The 21,870-nt window shown below is 56.8% G+C and carries 21 protein-coding genes and 1 tRNA gene; 5 read left to right on the top strand and 17 right to left on the bottom strand.

All coding sequences use genetic code 11. The features are described from left to right. Positions 1 to 9 precede the first annotated feature (9 nt). The 17 genes from Q675_RS38620 to rpsB all read right to left on the bottom strand — a co-directional run bounded on the left by Q675_RS38620 (position 10) and on the right by rpsB (position 15,505). Positions 10 to 399 (bottom strand): fibronectin type III domain-containing protein, encoded by a 390-nt coding sequence (locus Q675_RS38620; protein ID WP_413771516.1) that lies wholly within the window; start codon positions 397 to 399, stop codon positions 10 to 12. 337 nt (positions 400 to 736) lie between these two features. Beyond that, positions 737 to 813, bottom strand: a tRNA-Met gene (locus Q675_RS26105). A gap of 69 nt (positions 814 to 882) precedes the next feature. Beyond that, complete coding sequence (rnhB, locus tag Q675_RS26100; RefSeq protein ID WP_022991551.1) at positions 883 to 1,566, bottom strand: ribonuclease HII; 684 nt, start codon at positions 1,564 to 1,566, stop codon at positions 883 to 885. Then, complete coding sequence (gene lpxB, locus Q675_RS26095) at positions 1,566 to 2,744, bottom strand: lipid-A-disaccharide synthase (protein ID WP_022991550.1); 1,179 nt, start codon at positions 2,742 to 2,744, stop codon at positions 1,566 to 1,568. The genes rnhB and lpxB overlap by 1 nt, the downstream gene beginning before the upstream one ends. Before the next feature lie 18 nt (positions 2,745 to 2,762). After that, positions 2,763 to 3,554 (bottom strand): acyl-ACP--UDP-N-acetylglucosamine O-acyltransferase, encoded by a 792-nt coding sequence (gene lpxA, locus Q675_RS26090; protein ID WP_011785995.1) that lies wholly within the window; start codon positions 3,552 to 3,554, stop codon positions 2,763 to 2,765. Next, complete coding sequence (gene fabZ / locus Q675_RS26085) at positions 3,554 to 3,991, bottom strand: 3-hydroxyacyl-ACP dehydratase FabZ (RefSeq protein WP_011785996.1); 438 nt, start codon at positions 3,989 to 3,991, stop codon at positions 3,554 to 3,556. The genes lpxA and fabZ overlap by 1 nt, the downstream gene beginning before the upstream one ends. A gap of 11 nt (positions 3,992 to 4,002) precedes the next feature. Further along, positions 4,003 to 5,028, bottom strand: coding sequence for a UDP-3-O-(3-hydroxymyristoyl)glucosamine N-acyltransferase (lpxD, locus tag Q675_RS26080; protein WP_031211247.1), 1,026 nt, complete (start codon positions 5,026 to 5,028; stop codon positions 4,003 to 4,005). Positions 5,029 to 5,069: 41 nt separating this feature from the next. Continuing rightward, positions 5,070 to 5,567: an OmpH family outer membrane protein gene (locus Q675_RS26075; RefSeq protein WP_023011004.1), complete on the bottom strand. Its 498-nt coding sequence runs from the start codon at positions 5,565 to 5,567 to the stop codon at positions 5,070 to 5,072. 43 nt (positions 5,568 to 5,610) lie between these two features. Further along, positions 5,611 to 7,929 (bottom strand): outer membrane protein assembly factor BamA, encoded by a 2,319-nt coding sequence (bamA, locus tag Q675_RS26070; RefSeq protein WP_023011003.1) that lies wholly within the window; start codon positions 7,927 to 7,929, stop codon positions 5,611 to 5,613. A gap of 45 nt (positions 7,930 to 7,974) precedes the next feature. Continuing rightward, positions 7,975 to 9,324: an RIP metalloprotease RseP gene (gene rseP, locus Q675_RS26065; protein ID WP_022991548.1), complete on the bottom strand. Its 1,350-nt coding sequence runs from the start codon at positions 9,322 to 9,324 to the stop codon at positions 7,975 to 7,977. Positions 9,325 to 9,373: 49 nt separating this feature from the next. Further along, a complete protein-coding gene (gene ispC / locus Q675_RS26060; RefSeq protein WP_023011002.1) occupies positions 9,374 to 10,558 on the bottom strand; it encodes a 1-deoxy-D-xylulose-5-phosphate reductoisomerase in 1,185 nt (394 codons plus the stop codon). Continuing rightward, complete coding sequence (locus tag Q675_RS26055; protein ID WP_031211245.1) at positions 10,555 to 11,400, bottom strand: phosphatidate cytidylyltransferase; 846 nt, start codon at positions 11,398 to 11,400, stop codon at positions 10,555 to 10,557. Before Q675_RS26055 ends, ispC begins: the two co-directional genes overlap by 4 nt. Before the next feature lie 19 nt (positions 11,401 to 11,419). After that, positions 11,420 to 12,190, bottom strand: coding sequence for a polyprenyl diphosphate synthase (uppS, locus tag Q675_RS26050; RefSeq protein WP_023011000.1), 771 nt, complete (start codon positions 12,188 to 12,190; stop codon positions 11,420 to 11,422). A gap of 62 nt (positions 12,191 to 12,252) precedes the next feature. Then, positions 12,253 to 12,810, bottom strand: a complete 558-nt coding sequence (frr, locus tag Q675_RS26045; protein WP_031210096.1) for a ribosome recycling factor — start codon at positions 12,808 to 12,810, stop codon at positions 12,253 to 12,255. 69 nt (positions 12,811 to 12,879) lie between these two features. Further along, positions 12,880 to 13,608 (bottom strand): UMP kinase, encoded by a 729-nt coding sequence (gene pyrH, locus Q675_RS26040; RefSeq protein WP_011786005.1) that lies wholly within the window; start codon positions 13,606 to 13,608, stop codon positions 12,880 to 12,882. Between the two features lie 181 nt (positions 13,609 to 13,789). Beyond that, positions 13,790 to 14,659: a translation elongation factor Ts gene (gene tsf, locus Q675_RS26035; protein WP_014421998.1), complete on the bottom strand. Its 870-nt coding sequence runs from the start codon at positions 14,657 to 14,659 to the stop codon at positions 13,790 to 13,792. A gap of 93 nt (positions 14,660 to 14,752) precedes the next feature. Then, the gene (gene rpsB / locus Q675_RS26030; protein ID WP_011786007.1) at positions 14,753 to 15,505 is read right to left on the bottom strand and encodes a 30S ribosomal protein S2; all 753 of its coding nucleotides are present in this window, start codon (positions 15,503 to 15,505) and stop codon (positions 14,753 to 14,755) included. A gap of 273 nt (positions 15,506 to 15,778) precedes the next feature. Between rpsB and map the strand changes: the two genes are divergently transcribed. The 5 genes from map to dapD are packed head-to-tail and all read left to right on the top strand — an operon-like array spanning position 15,779 to position 21,801. Continuing rightward, positions 15,779 to 16,549 carry a type I methionyl aminopeptidase gene (map, locus tag Q675_RS26025; protein ID WP_011786008.1) on the top strand — a complete coding sequence of 257 codons (771 nt, stop codon included), beginning with the start codon at positions 15,779 to 15,781 and terminating at the stop codon, positions 16,547 to 16,549. Continuing rightward, positions 16,550 to 19,195, top strand: a complete 2,646-nt coding sequence (locus Q675_RS26020) for a [protein-PII] uridylyltransferase (RefSeq protein WP_023010999.1) — start codon at positions 16,550 to 16,552, stop codon at positions 19,193 to 19,195. Next, on the top strand, positions 19,192 to 20,394 hold the full coding sequence (gene dapC, locus Q675_RS26015) for a succinyldiaminopimelate transaminase (protein WP_023010998.1): 1,203 nt from the start codon (positions 19,192 to 19,194) through the stop codon (positions 20,392 to 20,394). Before Q675_RS26020 ends, dapC begins: the two co-directional genes overlap by 4 nt. Then, a complete protein-coding gene (locus Q675_RS26010; protein WP_011786011.1) occupies positions 20,391 to 20,732 on the top strand; it encodes an ArsC family reductase in 342 nt (113 codons plus the stop codon). The genes dapC and Q675_RS26010 overlap by 4 nt, the downstream gene beginning before the upstream one ends. A 40-nt stretch (positions 20,733 to 20,772) precedes the next feature. Next, positions 20,773 to 21,801, top strand: a complete 1,029-nt coding sequence (gene dapD / locus Q675_RS26005; RefSeq protein WP_014422003.1) for a 2,3,4,5-tetrahydropyridine-2,6-dicarboxylate N-succinyltransferase — start codon at positions 20,773 to 20,775, stop codon at positions 21,799 to 21,801. Positions 21,802 to 21,870: the final 69 nt, after the last annotated feature.

The following is a 21,870-nucleotide window of genomic DNA, read 5'->3' as shown; positions in this document are numbered from 1 at the left end:
CATGCCTGCTCAAGACTGGATGGTCTTGCTGACCGGCTCAGAGGGCTCACTCAGAAGACCGGCAGTGTCCTGAACCTGAATCGTGAAATACCAGGTACCAGAGTCAAGGTTATCGACCACATAGGACATCTCTGCCTCACCACTGGCACCATCTACGGTGATCTCTCTGGACAGATCATCAGCATCCTGCCCGTAACGAATCACGTATCTGTCCAGCTCTCCCATCGCGATCGACTCACCGTTTACACGAGTCATAGGCGCAGACCAGCTCAATACAGCAGAGCGCTCTGCAACCGGCTGAGCACTGCCAACACTACTTCCGGTATTGGGTAGGCTGCCAGATTGAGTCGCGGATTCACTACCCCCGGAACCACCGCCGCCGCACCCCGCGAGCACCATCCCTACCAACAACGCGGCAATCCATGCCTTTGACATATAAATGACGCGTTTCACGGTTATTCACCACCATATTTCCGTCGATTTTGTGAAATTCTATAAAATCGACGCCGATGATGATGCGATAAATGTCATTTTTATAGATAAAAAATCGTCATTTTTCCGTCACCATAATGCAAGACGGAAATCGAAAGGAATTGAGGGGACACCGGCACATCGCAGAGAAGCGGAAACAAAAAAGGCAGACCAGTAAAACTGGCCTGCCTTGCAAGAATCAGGGCCAGAACAAAACACTGGCCCCGGAAACGAGAAAAGCCAGCAAAAGCTGGCTTTTCTGGATTGGTAGCGGGGGCTGGATTCGAACCAACGACCTTCGGGTTATGAGCCCGACGAGCTACCAGACTGCTCCACCCCGCATCAAACTGTTTGTTAACTGGGTTGCCCCTGTCAACGTGGCGCGTATACTACCGCCGGCCCCGCACCCTGTCAATCGATATTTTCAAATAAATCGGCAGGATAGTTCAACTCCTGAACAGACGCGGACGAACCTCCATAAACCCCGACGGCATCCAGCGCCATTTTTACCGGCCGAAAGGATCGGCGATGCTCCGGGGTCACCCCAAGGCGATTGAGCGCCTCGAGATGCACAGGCGTGGGGTACCCTTTGTGCTGGGCGAGCCCAAAACCCGGAAACCGGACATCCAGCGCCTCCATCTCGCGATCTCGCGTCACCTTTGCCAGGATGGAGGCAGCACTGATCGCCTCAACCCGACTATCACCTTTGATCACGGGCTCGGATGGCCAGCGCCACTTCGGGCAACGGTTCCCGTCCACAAGAACGTACTCCGGGGCTATCGAGAGCCCCTCAACGGCACGCTTCATGGCCAGCATTGTCGCCTGGTAAATGTTCAGCTCGTCGATTTCACTGGCCTCGCATCGGCCCAGGCTCCAGGCAGCCGCGTTTTCCAGAATATCGTCATATAATCGCAGGCGTTTCTTTTCGGTAAGCTTTTTGGAATCCGCCAGCCCGGGGATAGGCCGCACTGGATCAAGAATCACAGCGGCCGTCACAACCGCCCCGATGAGCGGGCCACGCCCCACTTCGTCCACACCCGCCAATAGCGAGCCGCGATAGGAACACTGAAAAGGAGGAAGTGCCTTGGCCACCATCAGCTTCGAGACTCCAGCAGCTCAGACACCGCTGCCGCCGCACGTTCGTCGGCGCCCTGGCGCAGCACCTGGTGCAACTCCAGAAACGCCTGGTGCAGCCTGTCGCGTTCCTGTTCGTTTTCCAGCCTTTCCAGAACCGCCGCCCCCAACTTCTCCGGCGTTGCGTCGTCCTGTAACAACTCGGGCACCAGCTGCTCCTGGGCCAACAAATTAGGAAGCGCCACCCAGGGAACCTTGACCAACCTGGACAATATCTTGTAACTGAAATCGCTGAGCCGGTAACCTACCACCATCGGTTTTTTCAGTAACATCGCCTCCAGTGTCGCGGTACCTGATGCCAGCAGCACCACATCGCTGGCAGCCATCACATCCCTCGACCGACCACGAACCAGCGTGACCGGCAAGCTCACCTCCAGGGATTCAACCAGATCACGCACCTGCCGCTCACGGTCCCGATTGACGCAGGGAATAACCAGCTGCAGATCCGGGCGACGAGCCTGGAGCCAACGGGACGCCTCGATAAACAGAGTGCCGAGGCGCTCAACCTCACCACCCCGACTACCCGGCAATACCGCCAGCACGGGTTTGTCCACCTCAAGACCGAGGCTCTCACGCGCAGCCAGAGTATCCGGTTCCAGCGCTATCCTGTCAGCCAGGGGGTGCCCCACAAACGACACGGGCACATGGTGCTCCTCATAAAACCGGGCCTCAAAGGGGAACAACGTCAGCATAAGGTCGACAGACTTGGCAATCTTGAAGATACGCTTCTGGCGCCAGGCCCAAACTGAAGGACTCACGTAGTGTGCAGAGGGAATGCCTGCTTCCCGGCACCGACGTTCGATGGCCAACGTAAAATCCGGTGAATCGATTCCAATCACAACATCCGGAGGGGTAGTAAACAGATAATCCAGCAAGCGCGCACGGATACTGAACAGCTCACGGATCCGGCCAAGCACTTCCACCAGACCCATCACGGAAAGCCGTTCCATTGGCACCAGCGAGTGAAAACCCTCAGCGATCATTTCATCACCGCCGATGCCGACAAAACGAGCCTTCGGGTAACGCTTTCGTAGCGCACGAATCAGTCCGGCACCGAGAATATCTCCCGATGCCTCGCCGGCAATGATGGCGATGGTTCGCCCTGAGAATGTGGCCGAATTGGCCTTTAGCTGTGTCACCAGCGGCCTCCGGCTGGCTTAACGGATGATGCCGCGATCCGCTCCCTTGAGCGAGTCAATCAGCGGGAGAACCTCAGGGACATCGGCAAAGTTGCGCTCAAGCTCTTCGATGGCCTGCTCCGTCGTCAGACCCTGGCGGTAGACCACCTTATAGGCTCTGCGGAGACTCAGGAGCGTATCCTTGGCAAAACCACGACGCTTCAGCCCTTCCACATTCATTCCATGAGGTTGGGCAGACTGGCCGCTGGCCATGACATAGGCGGGAATATCCTTGAGCACGATACTGCCCCCGGCAGCCATGCTGTGGGGCCCGATATGGCAGAACTGATGCACCATCGTACCGCCGCCCAGAATGGCATGATCTCCTACCGATACATGCCCTGCCAGCGTGGCACAGTTGGCCAGAATGGTATGGTTGCCGACAATACAGTCGTGAGCCACGTGCACATAAGCCATCAGCAAATTGCCATTACCGATCCTGGTCTCACCCCGGTCCTGAATGGTGCCACGATGAATAGTGCAATTCTCGCGGATAACATTGTCATCACCAATGACCAGCGTGGTCGGCTCACCAGCGTATTTCTTGTCCTGGCACTCTTCGCCGATGCTGGAGAACTGGAAGATTCGGTTGTTACGGCCAATTACCGTCGGCCCCTTGATGACCACGTGAGAGAGAATCTCGGTGCCTTCACCAATCTCCACCCCCGGACCAATATAGCTCCAGGGGCCAACCGTCACGTTATCCGCCAGTTTGGCTGACGGGTCCACAATCGCTTGAGGATGGACACCCGACCAGTCATTTGTCGCCATCAAACTTCTCTCTCAGCGGTAAGTATTTCTGCCACGCATACTACCTCGCCATCTACGAGGGCACGGCAATCAAACTTCCAGATACCGCGCTTGCCAGAGATAAACTCAGACTCCATATCCAAGCGATCACCCGGTAAAACGGGGCGCTTGAAACGCGCTTTACTGGATCCAGCCAGATATTGTACCACGCCGTCCGACGGTTTCCGTTCCACAGTCACAAAACCAAGAATCCCCGACAATTGCGCCATGGCTTCAATGATCAGGACACCCGGCATAATCGGATTGTCCGGAAAATGACCAGTAAAAAAGGGCTCATTGAACGATACATTCTTGTACCCCTTGATCGACTTCCCTTTTTCGACCTCAGTTACCCGATCCACCAGCAAAAAGGGGTAACGGTGCGGCAGGTACTCCAGAATTTCATCGATGTGCATCATCTTGATCGGCCTCAGCCCTCTAATTTCTTTTCCAGTTCTTTGATCCGTCGCGCCAGAGCATCCAGTTGGCGAAAACGGACGGCATTTTTCCGCCATTGGCGATTGGTATCCGCACTGGTGCCGGAGGAGTAGACCCCCGATTCACGAATATCACCCGTTACCAGGGTCATGCCGGTGAGGTGAACCTGATCGGCTATCTCAAGGTGGCCAGCCACGCCAGAGGCGCCACCAAACACGCAGTGATTGCCAATCCGGGTGCTACCTGCAATTCCGACTTTGGCCGCCATTGCGCTGTGATCACCAATCTGTACGTTGTGGGCAATCTGAATCAGGTTGTCCAGCTTTACGCCGTTGCCTATTGTGGTGTCGTCCAGGGCGCCACGGTCTATGGTGGTATTGGCGCCAACCTCCACGTCATCGCCCAGCACCACGGCACCAAGCTGCGCGATGCGGTGCCAGACGCCTTTTTCGTTGGCAAAGCCGAAGCCGTCGGAACCAACCACCGCACCACTGAGAATGTGACAGCGCTTACCGACTACCACATCATGTGCAAGCGTGACCCGGGGCCGAAGGATACTGTCGTCCCCGATACTCGCTCTCGCACCGACAAAACCACCTGCACCGATCGCTACGCGCTCACCAATACAAACCCCGGCCTCAATCACAACATGCGGGCCTATGGATGCAGATTCAGGAATACTGGCAGACTCATCAACCACGGCAGTTGGATGAATGCCCGGGGAAGCCTTGGGAGCCGGATCAAACCAATGACTGAGGTGAGCATAGCCCAGGTAGGGATTGTCCAGTAACAGGACATTGGTCGGAACATCCTCCGCCGCAGCCGAGGACACAATCACCGCTGACGCCCGGGTATCTTTCAGGTATTTGGCATAGGAGGGATTTGCCAGAAAACTGATCTGGCCCGGAACCGCCGCCTGCAAGGTGGCAAGCCCGGTAATACGGATATCGGGGTCTCCCCGGAGGCTCGCTCCCAATGCCTCGGCAATCTCCTGCAGCCGATAGGACTTCTGTGTCATCGTTTTCTCCAAACACAGGGGCCGGGGAGCCCCTTTCTGCATCACTGGTTCAGTTTTTCAAGCAGTTGTGTGGTCAGATTCATCTCCGGCTTAACGTAAACCACCGCTTCGCTGGGCAGAATCAGATCAAGGTCATTTTCTTCCAGGAGTTCCTTCACAGCGACGTCTACCTCAGGGCGCGCACCTTCCAGAAACTGCTGCTTGCGCTGGTTAACGGTGGCGTCGAGGCGCTGCTTGAGGAAATTAAACTCCTTTACCTTTTCCTGAAACTCGGCGGCCAACTGATTACGCTCGCTCTCGTTCATCATGGCGCCGTCCTTCTCCAGCCGATCCTTTAACTTGCGAGCGGCCTCCTGAGCTTCACGCACCTGGGCTTCGTCGCCGGCAAAATCCTGCTGGAGTTTTTCGCTGAAGGCCTGGGCATCATTGGAAGAGAACAGGGCCTGGCGCAGATCCACCACACCAATACGGGTCTCCGCCGCCACCTGGGCCGAGAAGGCCATGAGAGCGGCGGCAAGGATAATCATCAAACGGGTCATCAATCTTCTCCTTTGTTTCATTCTTTCTTTTTTTATAGCCCGGTCAGAACGTCTGCCCCAGTGAGAACTGGAAGACCTGGGTATCGTCACCGGATTTATCGTTCAGCGGCTTGGCCAGACTGAAAGCCAAGGGACCTACCGCGGTGATCCACTGGAAACTGATACCGGCTGAAGTCCGTACCTCACCCAACTCAGGGTCAAAACCTCTTTCGGTATCAAACACCTGACCGGCATCGACAAAGAACGACGTGCGCATCGAACGCGAATCTCCTGCAAAAGGCGTCGGGAAGATCAACTCCAGCCCGCCTTCTGTCAGAACGTTACCACCGAACGGATCGGGATCCGAGAAGTCGCCTGCTGCACGCTCCGCCTTGTTACCCAAAGAGTTTGCTTCATATCCCCGAACAGAGCCATAGCCCCCGGAATAGAAATGCTCGAAGAACGGCATCTGACTGCGGTCACCGTAGCCGTCCCCATACCCGATCTCCGATCGCGCTCTGAAGACCCAGTTGGCGGAATCCGTCAGCGGGAAATAGAAATCCGTTTTGTGGGTCGCCTTGTAGAAGGTCAGGTCACTGCCTGGAACAGCGACATCCAGCGACAGGGAATGACTGTAACCCTTGGTTGGCAGTACACCTCGGTTGAGAGTACTCCGCCGCCAGCTACCAAACAGGAAGTAATTGGTAAACGAATCTCCTTCGTCGGCGATAAAATCGCGAACTTCCTGGGCTGAGAATACACCCGGCTTAATGTTTGATTGGGTAACGCCAGCACCGAAATTCAACCGCGTAATGGAATCTGTCGGATACCCGAACGTTACCCGGCCACCGTACTCATCGAGCAGGTAAGAGGAAATGTCTTCTTCCTCGTAATCGGTTTCACGGGCAAATAAACTGAAGCCCCGGCTTACCCCATCCACCGTGTAGTATGGATCCAGGTAGGAAACGTTGGCGCTCTTTACCGAATCACTGAAGTTCACACCAAACGAGACACGCTTGCCGGTACCGAAGAAATTATTCTCGGACACAGACGCGCCCAGAATCACGCCCGAGTTTTGCGAGAAACCCACCGATGCGGACAAGCTGCCCGTTGGTTGTTCCTGCACGCTGTAGTTCACATCGACCAGGTCATCGGTGCCGGGTACCGGGACCGTTTCAACATCCACAGTCTGGAAGAAACCCAGGCGCTCAAGACGGGTCTTGGAGAACTCAATGCGGTCGGACGAGGCTACCCCGCCCTCCATCTGGGTCATCTCCTGGCGCAGCACCTCGTCCTTAGTGGACACGTTGCCGTCGAAGTTCACCCGGCGTACATAGGCCCGCTTGCCGGGCTCCACGAAGAAGGTAACCGCAGCTGTATTGTCTTCACCCGGCTCCGGTACCGCATTGACGTTGGCAAACGCATAGCCTTCGCGGCCGAGCCGGAACGAGAGCGCTTCGGAAATCGCCGTCATCTGTGCACGGGAGAATACATCGCCTTCTTTAACCGGAATGAATTTCCGTAGCTCTTCCTCACCGACAATCAGCTCACCGCGCAAGCGAATGTCGGAGATGGTGTACTGGGGGCCTTCATTAACGGCGATGGCGATAAAGACTTCCTGCTTGTCCGGCGAGATGGACACCTGGCTGGATTCAACGTTGAAGTCCAGATAGCCGCGATCAAGATAAAACGAACGCAGAGACTCCAGATCCCCGCTCAGACGTTCCCGGGCGTATTTATCTTTGTTGGTCAGCGAGTTCCACCAGCTACTGGTACGCAACTCGAAGAGGCCGATGAGTTCTTCATCACTGAAATCTTCGTTCCCAACAATATTGATGTGCTGAATGGCAGCGACAGAACCCTCGTTGATGTCCAGGCGAATGGCAACACGGTTCCTGGGTAACTCTTCCGCGGTAGCTTTTACTCTTGCGTTGTAGCGGCCCTGGGCGATGTAGGAGCGAAGGATCTCCAGTTCCAGTTTCTCCAGGGTAGCACGCCGAAATACCTGACCTTCCTCCAGGCCCGCACCGGCCAGGGCATCCATCAGCATCTCGGTTTCGATATTCTTGTTACCCTCGATCTCAATGGAGGAAATCGACGGGCGTTCACGCACCGACAGAATCAGCACGCCTTCATCACGACTGGCCTGAATATCCGTAAACAATCCGGTCCGGAACAGATCCTTGATGGCGTCGGCCAACCGGGTCTCGTCCATACGCTCGCCGATGTTCACCGGAAAAGCCGAAAACACAGAACCCGCTGAAACCCGCTGAAGGCCCTCTACCTCGATATCCGCAACCGTGAATTCATCCGCCAGCGCTGGCTTTATACCGGTTGCGGTAATTGCTAGGCCAACGGCTACAGCTAGAAGGGAACGTCTCATTCAGTTATTTCGCCTGGTTAATGTGCGGTAAGGAGCCCGCAATTCTCACAACCGCATCAGGTCGTTGTAAAGAGCAAACACCATTAAAGTCAGTATCAAAGCCATACCGATTCGTAATCCAAAGGCCTGGGCCTGCTCGGAAAGTGGCTTCCGGCGAATGGCTTCGATGGTGTAGTACACAATGTGCCCACCATCCAGAACCGGAACGGGGAGCAGGTTAAGCACGCCAAGACTGACACTCAGATACGCCAGAAAGCGCACAAAGTCTTCGAACCCCGAGCTGACACTCGCCTCGGCAACCCGGGCAATGGTAATCGGTCCACTGAGATTGGTCGGAGACAGCAGCCCGGTGACCATCTTTTTAATCGCCACCAGTGTCAGGCGGGTGTCGGCCCAGGTTTCATTCACAGCATTCGGTATCGCCGCCAACGGCCCGTAGCGGACCTCCCGCAACAGTTCATCAGGCCAGTTCACTGCGCTTACGCCGGCACCTACGAAACCAACGACCTGACCATCCTCAAGCGTTCTCGAAGCAGGTGTTACCGGAACATTCAATTCATCGCCAGAGCGCTCGATGGTCAGTTCCAGAGTCTGTTCCGGGGCATTCCGAATATGCTCCACCAGAGCGAACCAGTCCGGTACCGGCTCGCCATCAACAGCCAATATGCGGTCACCGCCTTGCAGCCCGGCCGCATTTGCCCGACCATCGGCAGTCACCTCACCCAGCACCGCGGGCACATCCGGACGCCAGGGGGATATCCCGAACTCCGCCAGCGGGTTCGGAGTATCATCACTCAGGCGCCAGCCGTCCAATGGACCCGCCACAGTGCCCCTGGAACCATCCCGGGAAATCTCCAGCGAAACCTGACCGTACTCCCCCGCCCTCTCGAGCAGCCGCATGTTGACGTCTCGCCAGGAGGTCACCCTATGGCCGTCAACGGTATGGATTTCCATCCCGCTTTCCAGCCCTGCCCGTTCCGCAACGCTGCCCTGGGCCACCTCGCCAACCACTGGAGCGACGGTGGTAACGCCAACAACACTCAACACCCAGTAAGCGAGAATCGCGAACAGAAAATTGGCAATTGGGCCGGCAGCCGCAATGGCGATGCGCTGGGAAGGAGGTTTCGAGGTAAACGCCTGATCACGCAGCTCTTCCGGTACCGGGCCTTCCCGCTCATCCAGCATTTTCACGTATCCCCCCAGGGGGATAGCCGCTACCGCATATTCGGTTCCGTGACGGTCATACCACGAAAACAGAGGCTTGCCGAACCCCACTGAAAAACGAAGCACCTTCACACCGAATCGGCGTGCCACCCAGAAATGGCCGTATTCGTGCAGCGTTACCAGAATTCCGAGGGTAAGCGCCAGTGCCAGTACGGTTTGAATGATCTGCATAGACGTTCCGGTTTATGGCTGAATGAGCGGCCTGTCAGGCCCAGGGACGTCAGACAGCCAGCAGGCTGATCTGTTCCATGGCCCGGCGGCGAGCCTCGGCATCTTTCGCGAAAATAGTGTCAAAGCTGTCCGCCGGCACAACGTCTGTGGCCGTCAGTGTTCGCTCTATAATAACGGGGATATCGGCAAAGCACAGCCGGCCTTCCAGAAACGCCGCCACTGCAACCTCGTTCGCGGCATTGAGTACCGCAGGCGCTGTACCGCCTGCAGCAAAGGCTTCGGCCGCAAGGCGCAAACAGGGGAAACGCTGCAAATCCGGGCGTTCAAAGTGAAAACGGCCAATGGCGAACAAATCCAGGGGCGCGACACCAGCCTCAATACGCTCAGGCCAGGCCAGACCATTGGCAATGGGGGTGCGCATATCCGGGCTTCCCAACTGGGCAAGCACCGAGCCGTCGGCATATTCAACCATGGAGTGAATGATGCTTTCGGGGTGGACATGAACCTGCACGTTTGCCGGCGTGGTATTGAACAGCCAGCAGGCTTCAATCAACTCCAGGCCTTTGTTCATCAGGGTTGCAGAGTCCACAGAAATCTTCTGGCCCATTGACCAGTTAGGGTGGGCGCAGGCCTGGGCCGGCGTCACCGCCCGTAAGTCCTCAGCCGCATACTCCCGGAAAGGTCCACCGGAGGCGGTCAGAAGGATACGGGTAATACCCGCGCCGCGAGGGTCTCGCACCTTGTCTGCCGGCATACACTGAAAAATGGCATTATGTTCAGAATCAATAGGCAGCAGCTCGGCACCGTGGCGCTCAACCGCATCCATAAACAGTTTGCCGGACATCACCAACGCTTCTTTGTTGGCGAGAAGAACGCGTTTGCCGGCCCGGACTGCGGCCAGCGTTGGCGCCAGGCCGGCAGCGCCGACAATGGCAGCCATCACGGTGTCCGACTCCGCTGAAGCCGCCACCTCACAGAGCCCCGTTTCTCCCGCCAGCACTCGGGTCTCGGGCATATCCGCCAACAGCGCCTTCAGGCGTTCAGCAGCTTCTGAATCGACCATCACCGCAACGGCCGGTCGAAATTCACGGCACAGGGTTGCTAATTCATCCGCCCGGGTTCCTGCGGTCAGGGCATACACTGAAAAGCGGTCCGGATGCCTGCGAATAACATCCAGGGTACTCAAGCCGATGGAGCCGGTTGCGCCAAGAACCGTAATCGAGCGTTTCGTCATGCCACGACCTGGCCGGCGGTCAACCAGCCCAACAGAGTAATCATCAGGGCAAATACCGGAATGGCCGCAGTGAGGCTGTCGATACGATCCATAATGCCGCCATGCCCGGGCAGCAGCTGACTGCTGTCCTTGATGCCTCGAAAGCGCTTCAGCATACTTTCAAGTAAATCGCCAAGAACCGAGACAAAACCGGTCACCAGACTTGCCACCACCAGCAGCATGGCTTCCGCGACACCTGCGCTGGCCAGAAGGCTGGCCAAAATGGCGAGCAAGGCCACGGCAGCCAATCCCCCCCAGACGCCAGCCCAGGATTTGCCGGGACTGACGCGGGGTGCCAGCTTGGCTTTACCAAAGGCACGGCCGGCAAAATAGGCGCCGATATCAGCCACCCACACCACCAGAAAAATATACAGAATAACCACCAGATTATTGGCCACGTCGCCAAACTGGAAGCCGCCATTGCGAAGGTGATTCAGGCCCACCCACGCGGGCACCAGCACCATGAACCCCATCAGCGCCCTGACCGGGATAGCGCCCCAGCGTTCGGATCCAGCGGGATACCGTCTGACCAGCCAGAAACAGACCAGCCACCAGGCAATCGCCAGCCAAAGCACCAACAGTGCTGGCAGGCCGCCCAGGGCATAGAGAAGTGCCGCCATAACCAGTGCATACCCGACGCGTCCGGGCTGGCTTTCGATTCCGGACATATTGGCCCATTCCCAGGCCCCTAACGTGATGATGGCGCCGGTAAACAGGGCGAACCCCAGAGGCGGAAGGAAAAAAATACCACCGATTGCAATCGGCGCCAGGATGAGTGCGGTAATGATTCGGGTTTTAAGCACGGTATTGGTCGCTTGGTCGTTATTGTTGTGCAGCGCGAGCAGCAATCTGGTCGTCGGTCTGACCGAAACGGCGCTGTCGATGGGCATAGGCATCAAGCGCCTTGAGCATTTGCTCGCTCTTGAAATCCGGCCAGAATACCTCGGAAAAGTAGAATTCGGTGTAGGCCAGGTGCCATAACAGGAAATTGCTGATGCGCTGTTCGCCTGCTGTCCGGATAAGGAGATCCGGCATGGGAAGATCACCGATACTCAGGTGCTCCTGGATCAGGTCGTCGGTGATATCTGACGGTTCCAGCTGGCCCGCCTTCACTTGCTCCGCCACCTTACGGGTCGCCTGGGTGATGTCCCAGTGGCCACCGTAATTGGCCGCAATCACCACCGTCATACGGGTATTGTCACGGGTCAGCGCCTCGGCTTTCTCCATGTGCTCCTGGAGCGCCGGATTGAAGGCTGAACGATCACCGATAATCCGTAGGCGGATATTGTTGCGATGCAGTTTGCGGACTTCCCGCTCCAATGCGATCAGGAACAGACGCATAAGAGCTGATACTTCGTCCTTGGGCCGGCGCCAGTTCTCGCTGGAAAAGGCAAACAGGGTCAATACCTCCACGCCCTCTTTGGCGCAGGTTTCCACCACCGCCTTGACCGCATCCACCCCGGCCTTGTGGCCCGCCACTCCCTTAAGCCGGTGCGCTTTGGCCCAGCGGTTATTGCCATCCATGATAATGGCGACATGCCGGGGGCAGTTATCTGCTGCCACCGGAATTTCTGCGGTAACTTTTGCCGTCATGAAATCCTCTGTGCGGCGGGACTCCCCCGCCGCTGATCCTGCTCCTGAATGAACCCGGGCGCTTAAACCGCCATCAGGTCCTCTTCCTTCGACTTCAACATCTTTTCAACTTCGGCGATGTATTTGTCGGTGAGCTTCTGAATTTCATCTTCGCCACGGTGCTGATCGTCTTCGCTGATTTCCTTTTCCTTAACCAGCTCTTTGATCATGTGGTTGGCATCGCGACGAGCGTTACGAATAGACACCCGACCATGCTCCGCATCCGCCTTTGCCTGCTTGACCATTTCTTTACGGGTCTCTTCGGTCAGCATCGGCATGGGCACGCGGATGATGTCGCCACTGGTGGCCGGATTCAGGCCAAGGTCAGACGTCATGATCGCCTTTTCAATCGTGGGCACCAGATTCTTTTCCCAGGGCGCAACGGTCAACGTCCGGTTATCTTCCACGTTCACGCTGGCCACCTGCTTCAGCGGTGTTTCCTGACCGTAGTAGTTCACCATTACGCTGTCCAGGATCGCCGGATGGGCACGTCCGGTACGGATTTTATTGAAAGCCGAGTGCAGAGCTTCCAGGCTCTTTTTCATTTTCTTTTCGGCTTCAGCTTTGATGTCGTTAATCACGTCAGCTTCCTCAATTCGTTCGTCTGGTTCCATGCAGGAAGCCGGCACTTCAGGCGCCGGCAGCCTTATTCATTCAATCAGTGTGCCTTCCCGTTCCCCGGTCACAATGCGCGTCAGCACACCGGGGCGGTTCATGTCGAAGACCCGCAGCGGCATGCCGTGATCCCGCGCCAGGCAGATGGCCGTGAGATCCATCACGCCCAGCTTCTTGTCCAGAACCTCATCATAGGTCAGGTGGTCGTATTTTACTGCGGTAGGATCAAGATGGGGATCGGCCGAGTAAACGCCATCCACCTTGGTTGCCTTCAGAACAGCGTCAGCTTCAATTTCAATGCCACGCAGACAGGCCGCGGAGTCCGTGGTGAAGAACGGGTTGCCGGTACCCGCACTGAAGATAACCACATCACCTTCCTTGAGATCCCGCACCGCACGGCGACGGTCATAATGCTCGACAATACCGCTCATGGGGATAGCAGACATCACGCGGGTACGGATGTTCGAACGCTCCAGCGCATCACGCATGGCCAGGCCGTTCATGACCGTGGCCAGCATCCCCATGTGGTCTCCGGTCACGCGATCAAGGCCTGCCGCATTGAGGGCTGCTCCGCGAAACAGGTTGCCACCGCCAATGACCAGCCCCACTTGAACACCAATGCCAATAAGGGCACCGATTTCCAGGGCCATACGATCAAGAACTTTGGGATCAATACCGAAATCGTGCTCTCCCATCAGGGCTTCGCCACTGAGCTTGAGCAGAACACGCTTGTATCTGGGCTGGTTTTTCGAAGATGTCGGCATGGTGGTCCCCTTCTCGTCTGTTGGCTATCCGGCGCAAACCCGTTGCAGGCTTGTATCTGACATACTCCTCAAAAAAAGGGGTATCTCAGATACAAGCCCGCCACGAAAGCCGGGCGAACCCGGCTGACGTGGCAGACTCAGGTGGCACTGCCATGTTGCACGGCAGTGCCTCGAAGAGGAATCAGGCCTTGCCTGTGCCAGCGGCAGCAGCCACTTCAGCAGCAAAATCCACTTCTTCTTTCTCGATGCCTTCACCCACTTCCAGGCGAATGAAACCAACCAGGTCGCCACCGGCCGACTTGATCAGGTCACCCACTTTCTGGTCCGGGTTTTTGACGAACGGCTGCTCAACCAGGCTGTTTTCAGCCAGGAACTTCTTGATGCGGCCACCCATCATCTTCTCAACGATCTCAGCAGGCTTGCCTTCCATATCCGGCTGGGCCTTGATGATCTCTTTCTCTTTTTCCAGCTCTTCAGCCGGCATGTCGTCAGGCTTGCCAACGCGCGGGTTAACAGCAGCAACGTGCATGGCGATGTCGCGAGCCAGCTCTTCGTTACCTGCAGTCAGGGCAACAACGGAAGCGATCTTGTTGTTGCTGTGCACGTAACCACCCACAACCGGGCCTTCAACCTTGATGATGCGACGAACGGTGATGTTTTCACCGATCTTCTGAACCAGCGCCTCACGCTTGGCTTCCAGGTCGCCTTCCATCAGCTTGGCAACGTCAGTTTCGCCCTTCTCGAAGGCAACATTCAGAACGTCGTTGGCAAAGTTCATGAAGTTGTCGTCGCGAGCAACGAAGTCAGTTTCGGAGTTCACTTCCAGAATGAAGGCCACGGTGTTGTCGTCAGACACCTTGACCAGAGACACGCCTTCAGCGGCAGTACGGCCGGCCTTCTTGGCGGCTTTCAGACCGGAAGACTTGCGCAGCTCTTCAATCGCAGTTTCAACATTGCCTTCAGCTTCAACCAGTGCTTTTTTGCACTCCATCATGCCAAGGCCAGTACGCTCACGCAGCTCTTTGACCATTGCAGCGGTAATTGCAGCCATGTTCAATCCTCTTGTCTTTTCCGAATTCGGTGGGGAGGTATACCCGCATAAACAGGCGGGCATACCTTACAACTCAAACGTTAAGCCTGGATGTTACTCGGCGGCCGGAGCAGCGCCTGCAGCATCTTCGCTGACTTCAACAAACTCGTCAGCGCCAGCGCCGGCAGACTGGGAAGCTTCCAGACAGGTATCGGCAACGGCTTTCACGTAGATCTGGATAGCACGGATGGCGTCATCGTTACCCGGGATCACGTAATCAACACCATCGGGATCGCTGTTGGTATCAACAACACCGATAACAGGAATACCCAGCTTATTGGCTTCCTTGATGGCGATACGCTCGTGGTCTACGTCGATAACGAACAGGGCATCCGGCAGGCCACCCATATCCTTGATACCACCGATGGAGCGCTCGAGCTTATCCATCTCACGGGTACGCTCAAGGGCTTCTTTCTTGGTCAGCTTGTCGAAAGTACCGTCCTGGCTCTGGGCTTCCAGATCACGGTAGCGACGGATAGACTGACGGATGGTCTTGTAGTTGGTCAGCATACCACCCAACCAGCGGTGGTTAACGTAAGGCTGACCGGAACGCTGAGCTTCTTCCTTGATGATCTTGGAAGCCGCGCGCTTGGTACCAACAAACAGGATCTTGTTCTTGTTCTCAGCCAGAGACTGAATGAAGTTCAGCGCTTCATTCATGGCCGGAACAGTCTGCTCCAGGTTGATGATATGAATCTTGTTACGGGCGCCGAAGATGAACTTCGACATTTTCGGGTTCCAGTAGCGAGTCTGGTGACCGAAGTGAGCACCTGCCTTGAGCAGGTCACGCATATTTACCTGAGCCATGATATTTACCTTTTAGCTTCGGGTTAGTCCTCCACGCGTCCGATTGCCCCAACCAGCCTCCTTTAAACAGGAGCCGGCACCCTGGGACAACGTGCTGACACGTGTGTGAATTTGCCGGATTCGTTTCCGGCGGGCGCGTTTATACCATATCTGCCAGGCCAAACGCCATTATTTTTAGCCCCGGACTATGGCCAGCATAGCCTGCTCCCCGCCTTGTACCTTATGTCGCCGCCCCTTAAAATGCCGGTTTGATACAAATCAACAGGAAGCCCGATGCAGGTAACTATCAAGACCCCCGAAGAGATTGAAAAGATGCGCGTGGCCGGTCGCCTGGCTGCCGAAGTTCTGGAAATGCTCGACGAACATGTCAAACCCGGCATCACCACGGAAGAGCTGGATCGTATTGCGCACGACTATATCGTCAACACACAGCAGGCAATTCCCGCGCCCCTGAACTACAAGGGCTTCCCCAAGTCTATCTGCACATCCGTCAACCACGTAATCTGTCACGGCATCCCGTCCGAGAAGAAGGTGCTGAAGGAAGGCGACATCATCAATATTGATGTCACTGTCATCAAAGACAGTTACCACGGCGACACCAGCAAGATGTGGATTGTGGGTAAACCCAAGCCCGGCACCGAACGTCTGATCCAGATCACCCAGGAGTGCCTATATAAAGGCATTGAACTGGTGAAACCCGGAACTCGCCTGGGTGATATTGGCCACGTAATACAGCAGTATGCCGAGAAACACCGTTACTCCGTTGTCAGAGACTATTGCGGCCACGGCATTGGCAAAGTGTTTCATGAGGAGCCTCAGGTAATGCACTACGGCAAGCCCGGCACCGGCATGGAACTTAAAGAAGGCATGACCTTTACCATCGAGCCGATGATCAACCAAGGCAAATACCAGACCAAGCTACTGGCAGATGGCTGGACGGTGGTCACCAAGGATCACAAACTGTCGGCACAGTGGGAGCACACCATTCTGGTAACTGCGGATGGCTATGAGGTGCTGACCCGCCGATCGGAAGAGTCATTCTAAGTGGACCGAAGCGAGCTGGAATCCCGAATCAGTAACGACACCTCACCGGTGTTTGCCGCACGCGAACTCTTGCGGGAAAGTTATAACGCTGATGCCGAGGCATTTCAGCAAGGCGCCGATGTCCGCGCCCTGGTTCTTGCCAGGGCCAACACCATCGATAAGGTACTCCGGCTGATCTGGAACAGATACCCGTTCTCCCGCTCCGCTGACATTGCACTGGTGGCCGTGGGGGGGTATGGCCGGGGCGAGCTGCACCCTCATTCCGATATTGACCTGCTGATCCTGACCCGCAATGGCATAGAAGAGGACTGGCAGGAAGACCTGGGAGCGTTTGTCACCCTGCTCTGGGACCTCAAACTGGATATTGGCCACAGCGTTCGCAGCCTGGCGGAATCCATCCAGGCCGCCCGGGAAGACATCACCATTCTGACCAATCTGCTGGAAACACGCACGATCGCAGGCCCGGATAGTTTACGGGCCGAACTCAGTGAGATGGTGTATTCGGACGACGTCAGCTCCGATCGGGACTACTTCCTCGCCAAACGTGAAGAGCAGCAGCAACGTCACAAGAAGTACGGCGACACGGAGTACAATCTGGAGCCCAACGTCAAAGGCTCTCCTGGCGCCCTTCGGGATATCCAGACCATCGGTTGGATCACCAAGCGCCATTTCGGCCTGCAGAATATTGCCGACCTCACCCGCTTCAGCATCCTGACCGAAGAAGAGCACCAGATTCTGTACCAGGGGGAGACCTTCCTCTGGCGGCTCCGATTTGGTCTTCAACTGCTGGCCGACCGCAATGAAAATCGACTGTTATTTGACCACCAGCGCGCCCTGGCACAAATGCTCGGTTACCAGGACGAAGGTAAACGTCTGGGCGTAGAGCTGATGATGCAGCATTACTACCGCACTGTGCTTGCACTGGCGGAGCTGGCCGACGTGATCCTGCAGTATTATGACGAAGCCATCATTGGCAGCGGCGGCGAAGATGAAATCCGCCCCCTGAACAAACGTTTCCAGGTTCGCAACCTTTACATTGAAGCGGTAAACAATCAGGTGTTCGCCTACGCCCCGTATGCGATCATGGAAATCTTCGTGCTGATGGCGCAACACCCGGAGATCAAAGGTATCCGGGCCACCACGATTCGTTCGCTCCGGGCCCATAGGCATCTGATTGATGACGCGTTCCGGTCTGACCTGGCCGTCACCACGCTGTTTATGGAGCTGCTACGCACGCCCCATGCCCTGGACCAGACCCTGTCGGCCATGAAGAAGTACAACGTGCTGGGCCGCTACCTGCCGGAGTTCGGCCAGATCATTGGCCAGATGCAGCACGACCTTTTCCATATCTATACGGTAGACGCCCACACCATGCGGGTGATCCGCAACATGGTGAGGCTCAACAGCACCGAGGCCAGAACCGAATACCCGCTGGCCTCGCGCCTGATACACCGGCTACCCAAACTGGAAACCTTGTTTATTGCCGGCCTCTACCACGACGTGGCGAAAGGCCGGGGCGGCGACCATTCCGAGCTCGGCGCCATCGATGCCGAAGCCTTTTGCGAGCGACACCATCTCAGTGAGCGGGACACCCAGCTGGTGTCCTGGCTGGTGGAAAACCACCTGCTGATGTCCATGACTGCCCAGCGCAAGGATATTTCCGACCCGGACATCATTCAGGCCTTTGCCCGCGCGGTACCCAGCCTGGCCCACCTGGACTATCTCTACATCCTCACGGTTTGCGATATCAGTGCCACCAATCCCAAACTGTGGAACACCTGGCGCGCGTCGTTGTTGCGCCAGCTTTATATAGAAACCAAACGGGCGCTGCGCCGCGGCACTGACAATCCGGTAGACCGGCAGTCCTGGATCCGGGCCACCCAGGAGGAAGCCAGGGAAATCCTCCACGCCCAGAATATGACCGACGAACAGATCGACCAGATCTGGAATACCGTGGACGACGAATACTTCCTGCAGGATTCCACTGTCGATATCGCCTGGCAAACAGCCGCCATCATTCGCCACGGCGACAACCCGGATCCTCTGGTGCTGATCCGGGACACCCGGGGTGGCCCGACTGACGGCTATTCCCAGATCATCATCTACATGAAAGATCGCGTCGCCCTGTTTGCCGCCACCACCGCTGTTCTGGAACAGCTGAACCTGAACATTGTGGATGCCCGCATCAATTCCACCGAAGGCCCCTATTCCATCAGCTCCTATGTGGTTCTGGATGACAAGGGGCAGCCGCTGGGTATCGACCCGGCCCGGAAGGAGCGCGTACGCAAGCGACTGATTGAAGAACTGGACGACCCTGAAGACTATCCGGACATCATCCATCGCAGAACGCCAAGGCAGTTGAAACACTTTGCGTTCCCGACCGAGGTGACCTTCTCCAACGACACCATCAATCAGCGCACGGTGATGGAACTGATCACGCCGGACCGCCCCGGTCTGCTGGCGCGGATTGGCCAGGTGTTGCTGGAACACCGTGTGCGGCTGACCAACGCCAAGATTGCCACTCTGGGAGAGCGGGTTGAAGACGTGTTCTTCATCACCGACGAACAGGGCGAACCCCTGCGCGACCCGGGCGTGTGCCAGGCCCTGCAACAGGACCTCTGTAAAATGCTGGACGAGATTCAATGAACCCCAATCTGGAAAGACTTCACCCCTATCCCTTCGAGAAACTGGCCAAACTGAAGGCCGGCATTTCGGTGCCAGAACATCTGGCGCCCATCTCCCTGGGAATTGGTGAGCCCAAGCACCCATCGCCAGCCTTCGTAAAGGACGTTATTGCCGATAATCTGGATAAACTGGCGAATTACCCCACGACCAAAGGCACTGACGAACTTCGTAGCGCGATTGCCGCATGGGCAACCCACCGGTTTGATCTTGCACCGGCGTCATTGGATCCGAACCGCCACGTGGTGCCCGTAAACGGAACCCGCGAAGCCATCTTCGCCCTGGTTCAGGCGGTTGTGGATGCTGGCAAACCCGCCACCGTGGTCAGCCCCAATCCTTTCTATCAGATCTACGAAGGCGCAGCCTTCCTGGCCGGCGCCACACCGGTTTATCTGCCCTGCGATGGCGGCAATGGCTTCATCCCGGACTTCGACGCCGTGCCCGAGTCGGTCTGGGAGAACTGCCAGATCCTGTTCCTGTGCTCGCCCGGCAATCCGAGTGGAGCGGTGATTCCGAGGGAAACCCTGATAAAAGTGATTGAACTGGCCGACCGGCACGATTTCCTGATTGCCTCGGACGAGTGCTATTCAGAGCTCTACCCGGACGAAGCCAACCCGCCGGAAGGCTTGCTGCAAACCTGCGCCGCCATCGGCCGCCACGATTTCAAGCGCTGTGTGGTGTTCCACAGCCTGTCCAAACGCAGCAACCTGCCGGGCCTGCGGTCCGGCTTTGTGGCCGGCGACGCCGAGGTACTGGCCGGCTACCTGAAATACCGCACCTACCATGGCTGTGCCATGCCTATACATAATCAGCTGGCCAGTATCGCCGCCTGGAACGATGAAGACCATGTGCGCGAAAACCGCGCCGCCTACCGGGCCAAGTTCGAGGCAGTCGTGCCCATTCTGCGTGAAGTGATGAACGTCGACTTCCCGGATGCCGGCTTCTACCTCTGGCCGGAGACGCCCATGGACGACGAAACATTCGCCCGGGAGCTGTCCGCCCGACAGAACGTACACGTATTGCCGGGCCGATATCTGTCGCGCACGGTAAACGGCCACAACCCGGGTGAAAACCGCGTGCGCATGGCGCTGGTGGCTCCCCTGGAGGAATGCGTTGAGGCCGCGAAACGTATCGTTGAGTTCGTAAAAGGTTTTAAACAATGAAGTTATATGGCATCCGCAACTGCGACACCGTCAAAAAGGCCCGGAAGTGGCTGGATGAACACGGCGTGGACTATGAGTTCCATGATTTCAAGAAAGACGGCCTGAGCAGCGAGAAGCTCAGCCAGTGGGAGCAGGCCGTTGGCTGGGAAACGCTCCTGAACAAACGCGGGACCACCTGGCGAAAACTTCCCGACGAGGTTCGTGATACCATTAGCGCCCAAAGTGCCCACCAGATCATGCTGGACAACCCCTCCATCATCAAACGCCCTGTCGTCGAGCGCGGAGACGGCGTAAGCGTGGGGTTCAACGCAGACGACTGGTCTGCGTGGCTGGGCTGAATTTTTCTGACTATTTAATGACAACAGGAGCAACCACCAGATGAGTTTTGCATTCGGTATCGGAATCGGCACCCAGAACAACCAGGGCGAATGGCTGGAGGTGTACTACCAGCAGCCGATCATGACACCCGACAGAGACCTGATCGACGTGGTTGAGTCTGCGCTGGACTATAAGGGTGGCAACCAGGCCATCAGCGTGAAAGCAGAACAACTGGCACAGTTTGCCAACGCCCTTCGCCAACTGGGCCGGACAGACCAGGCCAAACTGGCCGAGAAAGCGGCTGAGAGCAAGCGCCCCGTGGTAGTCACCGTACTGGCAACGGACGATACCGCTTCCAGCACGCCGGAGGTGTACCTGAAACTGCACCTGATCTCACACCGCCTGGCCAAGCCCCACAGCCTGAAGCTGGACGGCATTTTTGGTCTGCTGCCCAACCTGGCCTGGACTAACGAAGGCGCCATTGACCTGAATGAGCTGCCGGAGCGGCAACTGCAGGCACGCCTGGAAGGCCGCATTCTGGAAGTGAAGTCGGTCGACAAATTCCCGCAGATGACCGATTACGTGGTGCCCAAGGGTGTACGTATTGCCGACACCGCCCGAGTACGTCTGGGTGCCTACGTAGGCGAAGGTACCACCGTCATGCATGAAGGCTTTATCAACTTCAACGCCGGTACCGAAGGCACCAGCATGATCGAAGGGCGCATCTCCGCCGGCGTGGTGATCGGGAAAGGCTCCGACCTGGGCGGCGGCTGTTCCACCATGGGCACGCTTTCCGGCGGCGGCAACATCATTATTTCCGTGGGCGAGAACTGCCTGCTGGGCGCCAATGCCGGCATCGGCATCCCGCTGGGCGATCGCTGCACCGTTGAAGCTGGCCTGTACATCACCTCAGGCACCAAGGTGGCCCTGCTGGATGACCACAACAAACTGGTGGAAGTGGTAAAAGCCCGCGATCTGGCCAGCAAAAACGATCTGCTGTTCCGTCGCAACAGCCAGACCGGTGCGGTTGAGTGCAAAACCAACAAGACCGCTATTGAACTGAACGAAGAACTGCACGCCAACAACTAAGGCTGCAGCCCGCCACAGAACCCACGAACACCGGGGGTTCTGTGGTGTTATTCCCTCTACTCTTTTCTT

Source organism: Marinobacter sp. EN3, assembly GCF_000475315.1.
GTDB lineage: Bacteria > Pseudomonadota > Gammaproteobacteria > Pseudomonadales > Oleiphilaceae > Marinobacter > Marinobacter nauticus.
This window is presented reverse-complemented; position numbering and strand designations above follow the sequence as displayed.

Excerpts from the sequence above, each read along its gene's own strand:
- pyrH (WP_011786005.1), bottom strand. The coding sequence starts at position 13,608 with ATGCCGACATCTTCGAAAAACCAGCCCAGATACAAGCGTGTTCTGCTC.
- map (WP_011786008.1), top strand. The coding sequence starts at position 15,779 with ATGCAGGTAACTATCAAGACCCCCGAAGAGATTGAAAAGATGCGCGTG.
- rnhB (WP_022991551.1), bottom strand. The coding sequence starts at position 1,566 with ATGGTGGCCAAGGCACTTCCTCCTTTTCAGTGTTCCTATCGCGGCTCG.
- lpxA (WP_011785995.1), bottom strand. The coding sequence starts at position 3,554 with ATGGCGACAAATGACTGGTCGGGTGTCCATCCTCAAGCGATTGTGGAC.
- Q675_RS26010 (WP_011786011.1), top strand. The coding sequence starts at position 20,391 with ATGAAGTTATATGGCATCCGCAACTGCGACACCGTCAAAAAGGCCCGG.
- Q675_RS26075 (WP_023011004.1), bottom strand. The coding sequence starts at position 5,567 with ATGACCCGTTTGATGATTATCCTTGCCGCCGCTCTCATGGCCTTCTCG.
- ispC (WP_023011002.1), bottom strand. The coding sequence starts at position 10,558 with ATGACGAAACGCTCGATTACGGTTCTTGGCGCAACCGGCTCCATCGGC.
- dapD (WP_014422003.1), top strand. The coding sequence starts at position 20,773 with ATGAGTTTTGCATTCGGTATCGGAATCGGCACCCAGAACAACCAGGGC.
- fabZ (WP_011785996.1), bottom strand. The coding sequence starts at position 3,991 with ATGATGCACATCGATGAAATTCTGGAGTACCTGCCGCACCGTTACCCC.
- dapC (WP_023010998.1), top strand. The coding sequence starts at position 19,192 with ATGAACCCCAATCTGGAAAGACTTCACCCCTATCCCTTCGAGAAACTG.
- rseP (WP_022991548.1), bottom strand. The coding sequence starts at position 9,324 with ATGCAGATCATTCAAACCGTACTGGCACTGGCGCTTACCCTCGGAATT.
- lpxD (WP_031211247.1), bottom strand. The coding sequence starts at position 5,028 with ATGACACAGAAGTCCTATCGGCTGCAGGAGATTGCCGAGGCATTGGGA.
- bamA (WP_023011003.1), bottom strand. The coding sequence starts at position 7,929 with ATGAGACGTTCCCTTCTAGCTGTAGCCGTTGGCCTAGCAATTACCGCA.
- rpsB (WP_011786007.1), bottom strand. The coding sequence starts at position 15,505 with ATGGCTCAGGTAAATATGCGTGACCTGCTCAAGGCAGGTGCTCACTTC.
- tsf (WP_014421998.1), bottom strand. The coding sequence starts at position 14,659 with ATGGCTGCAATTACCGCTGCAATGGTCAAAGAGCTGCGTGAGCGTACT.
- uppS (WP_023011000.1), bottom strand. The coding sequence starts at position 12,190 with ATGACGGCAAAAGTTACCGCAGAAATTCCGGTGGCAGCAGATAACTGC.
- Q675_RS38620 (WP_413771516.1), bottom strand. The coding sequence starts at position 399 with ATGGTGCTCGCGGGGTGCGGCGGCGGTGGTTCCGGGGGTAGTGAATCC.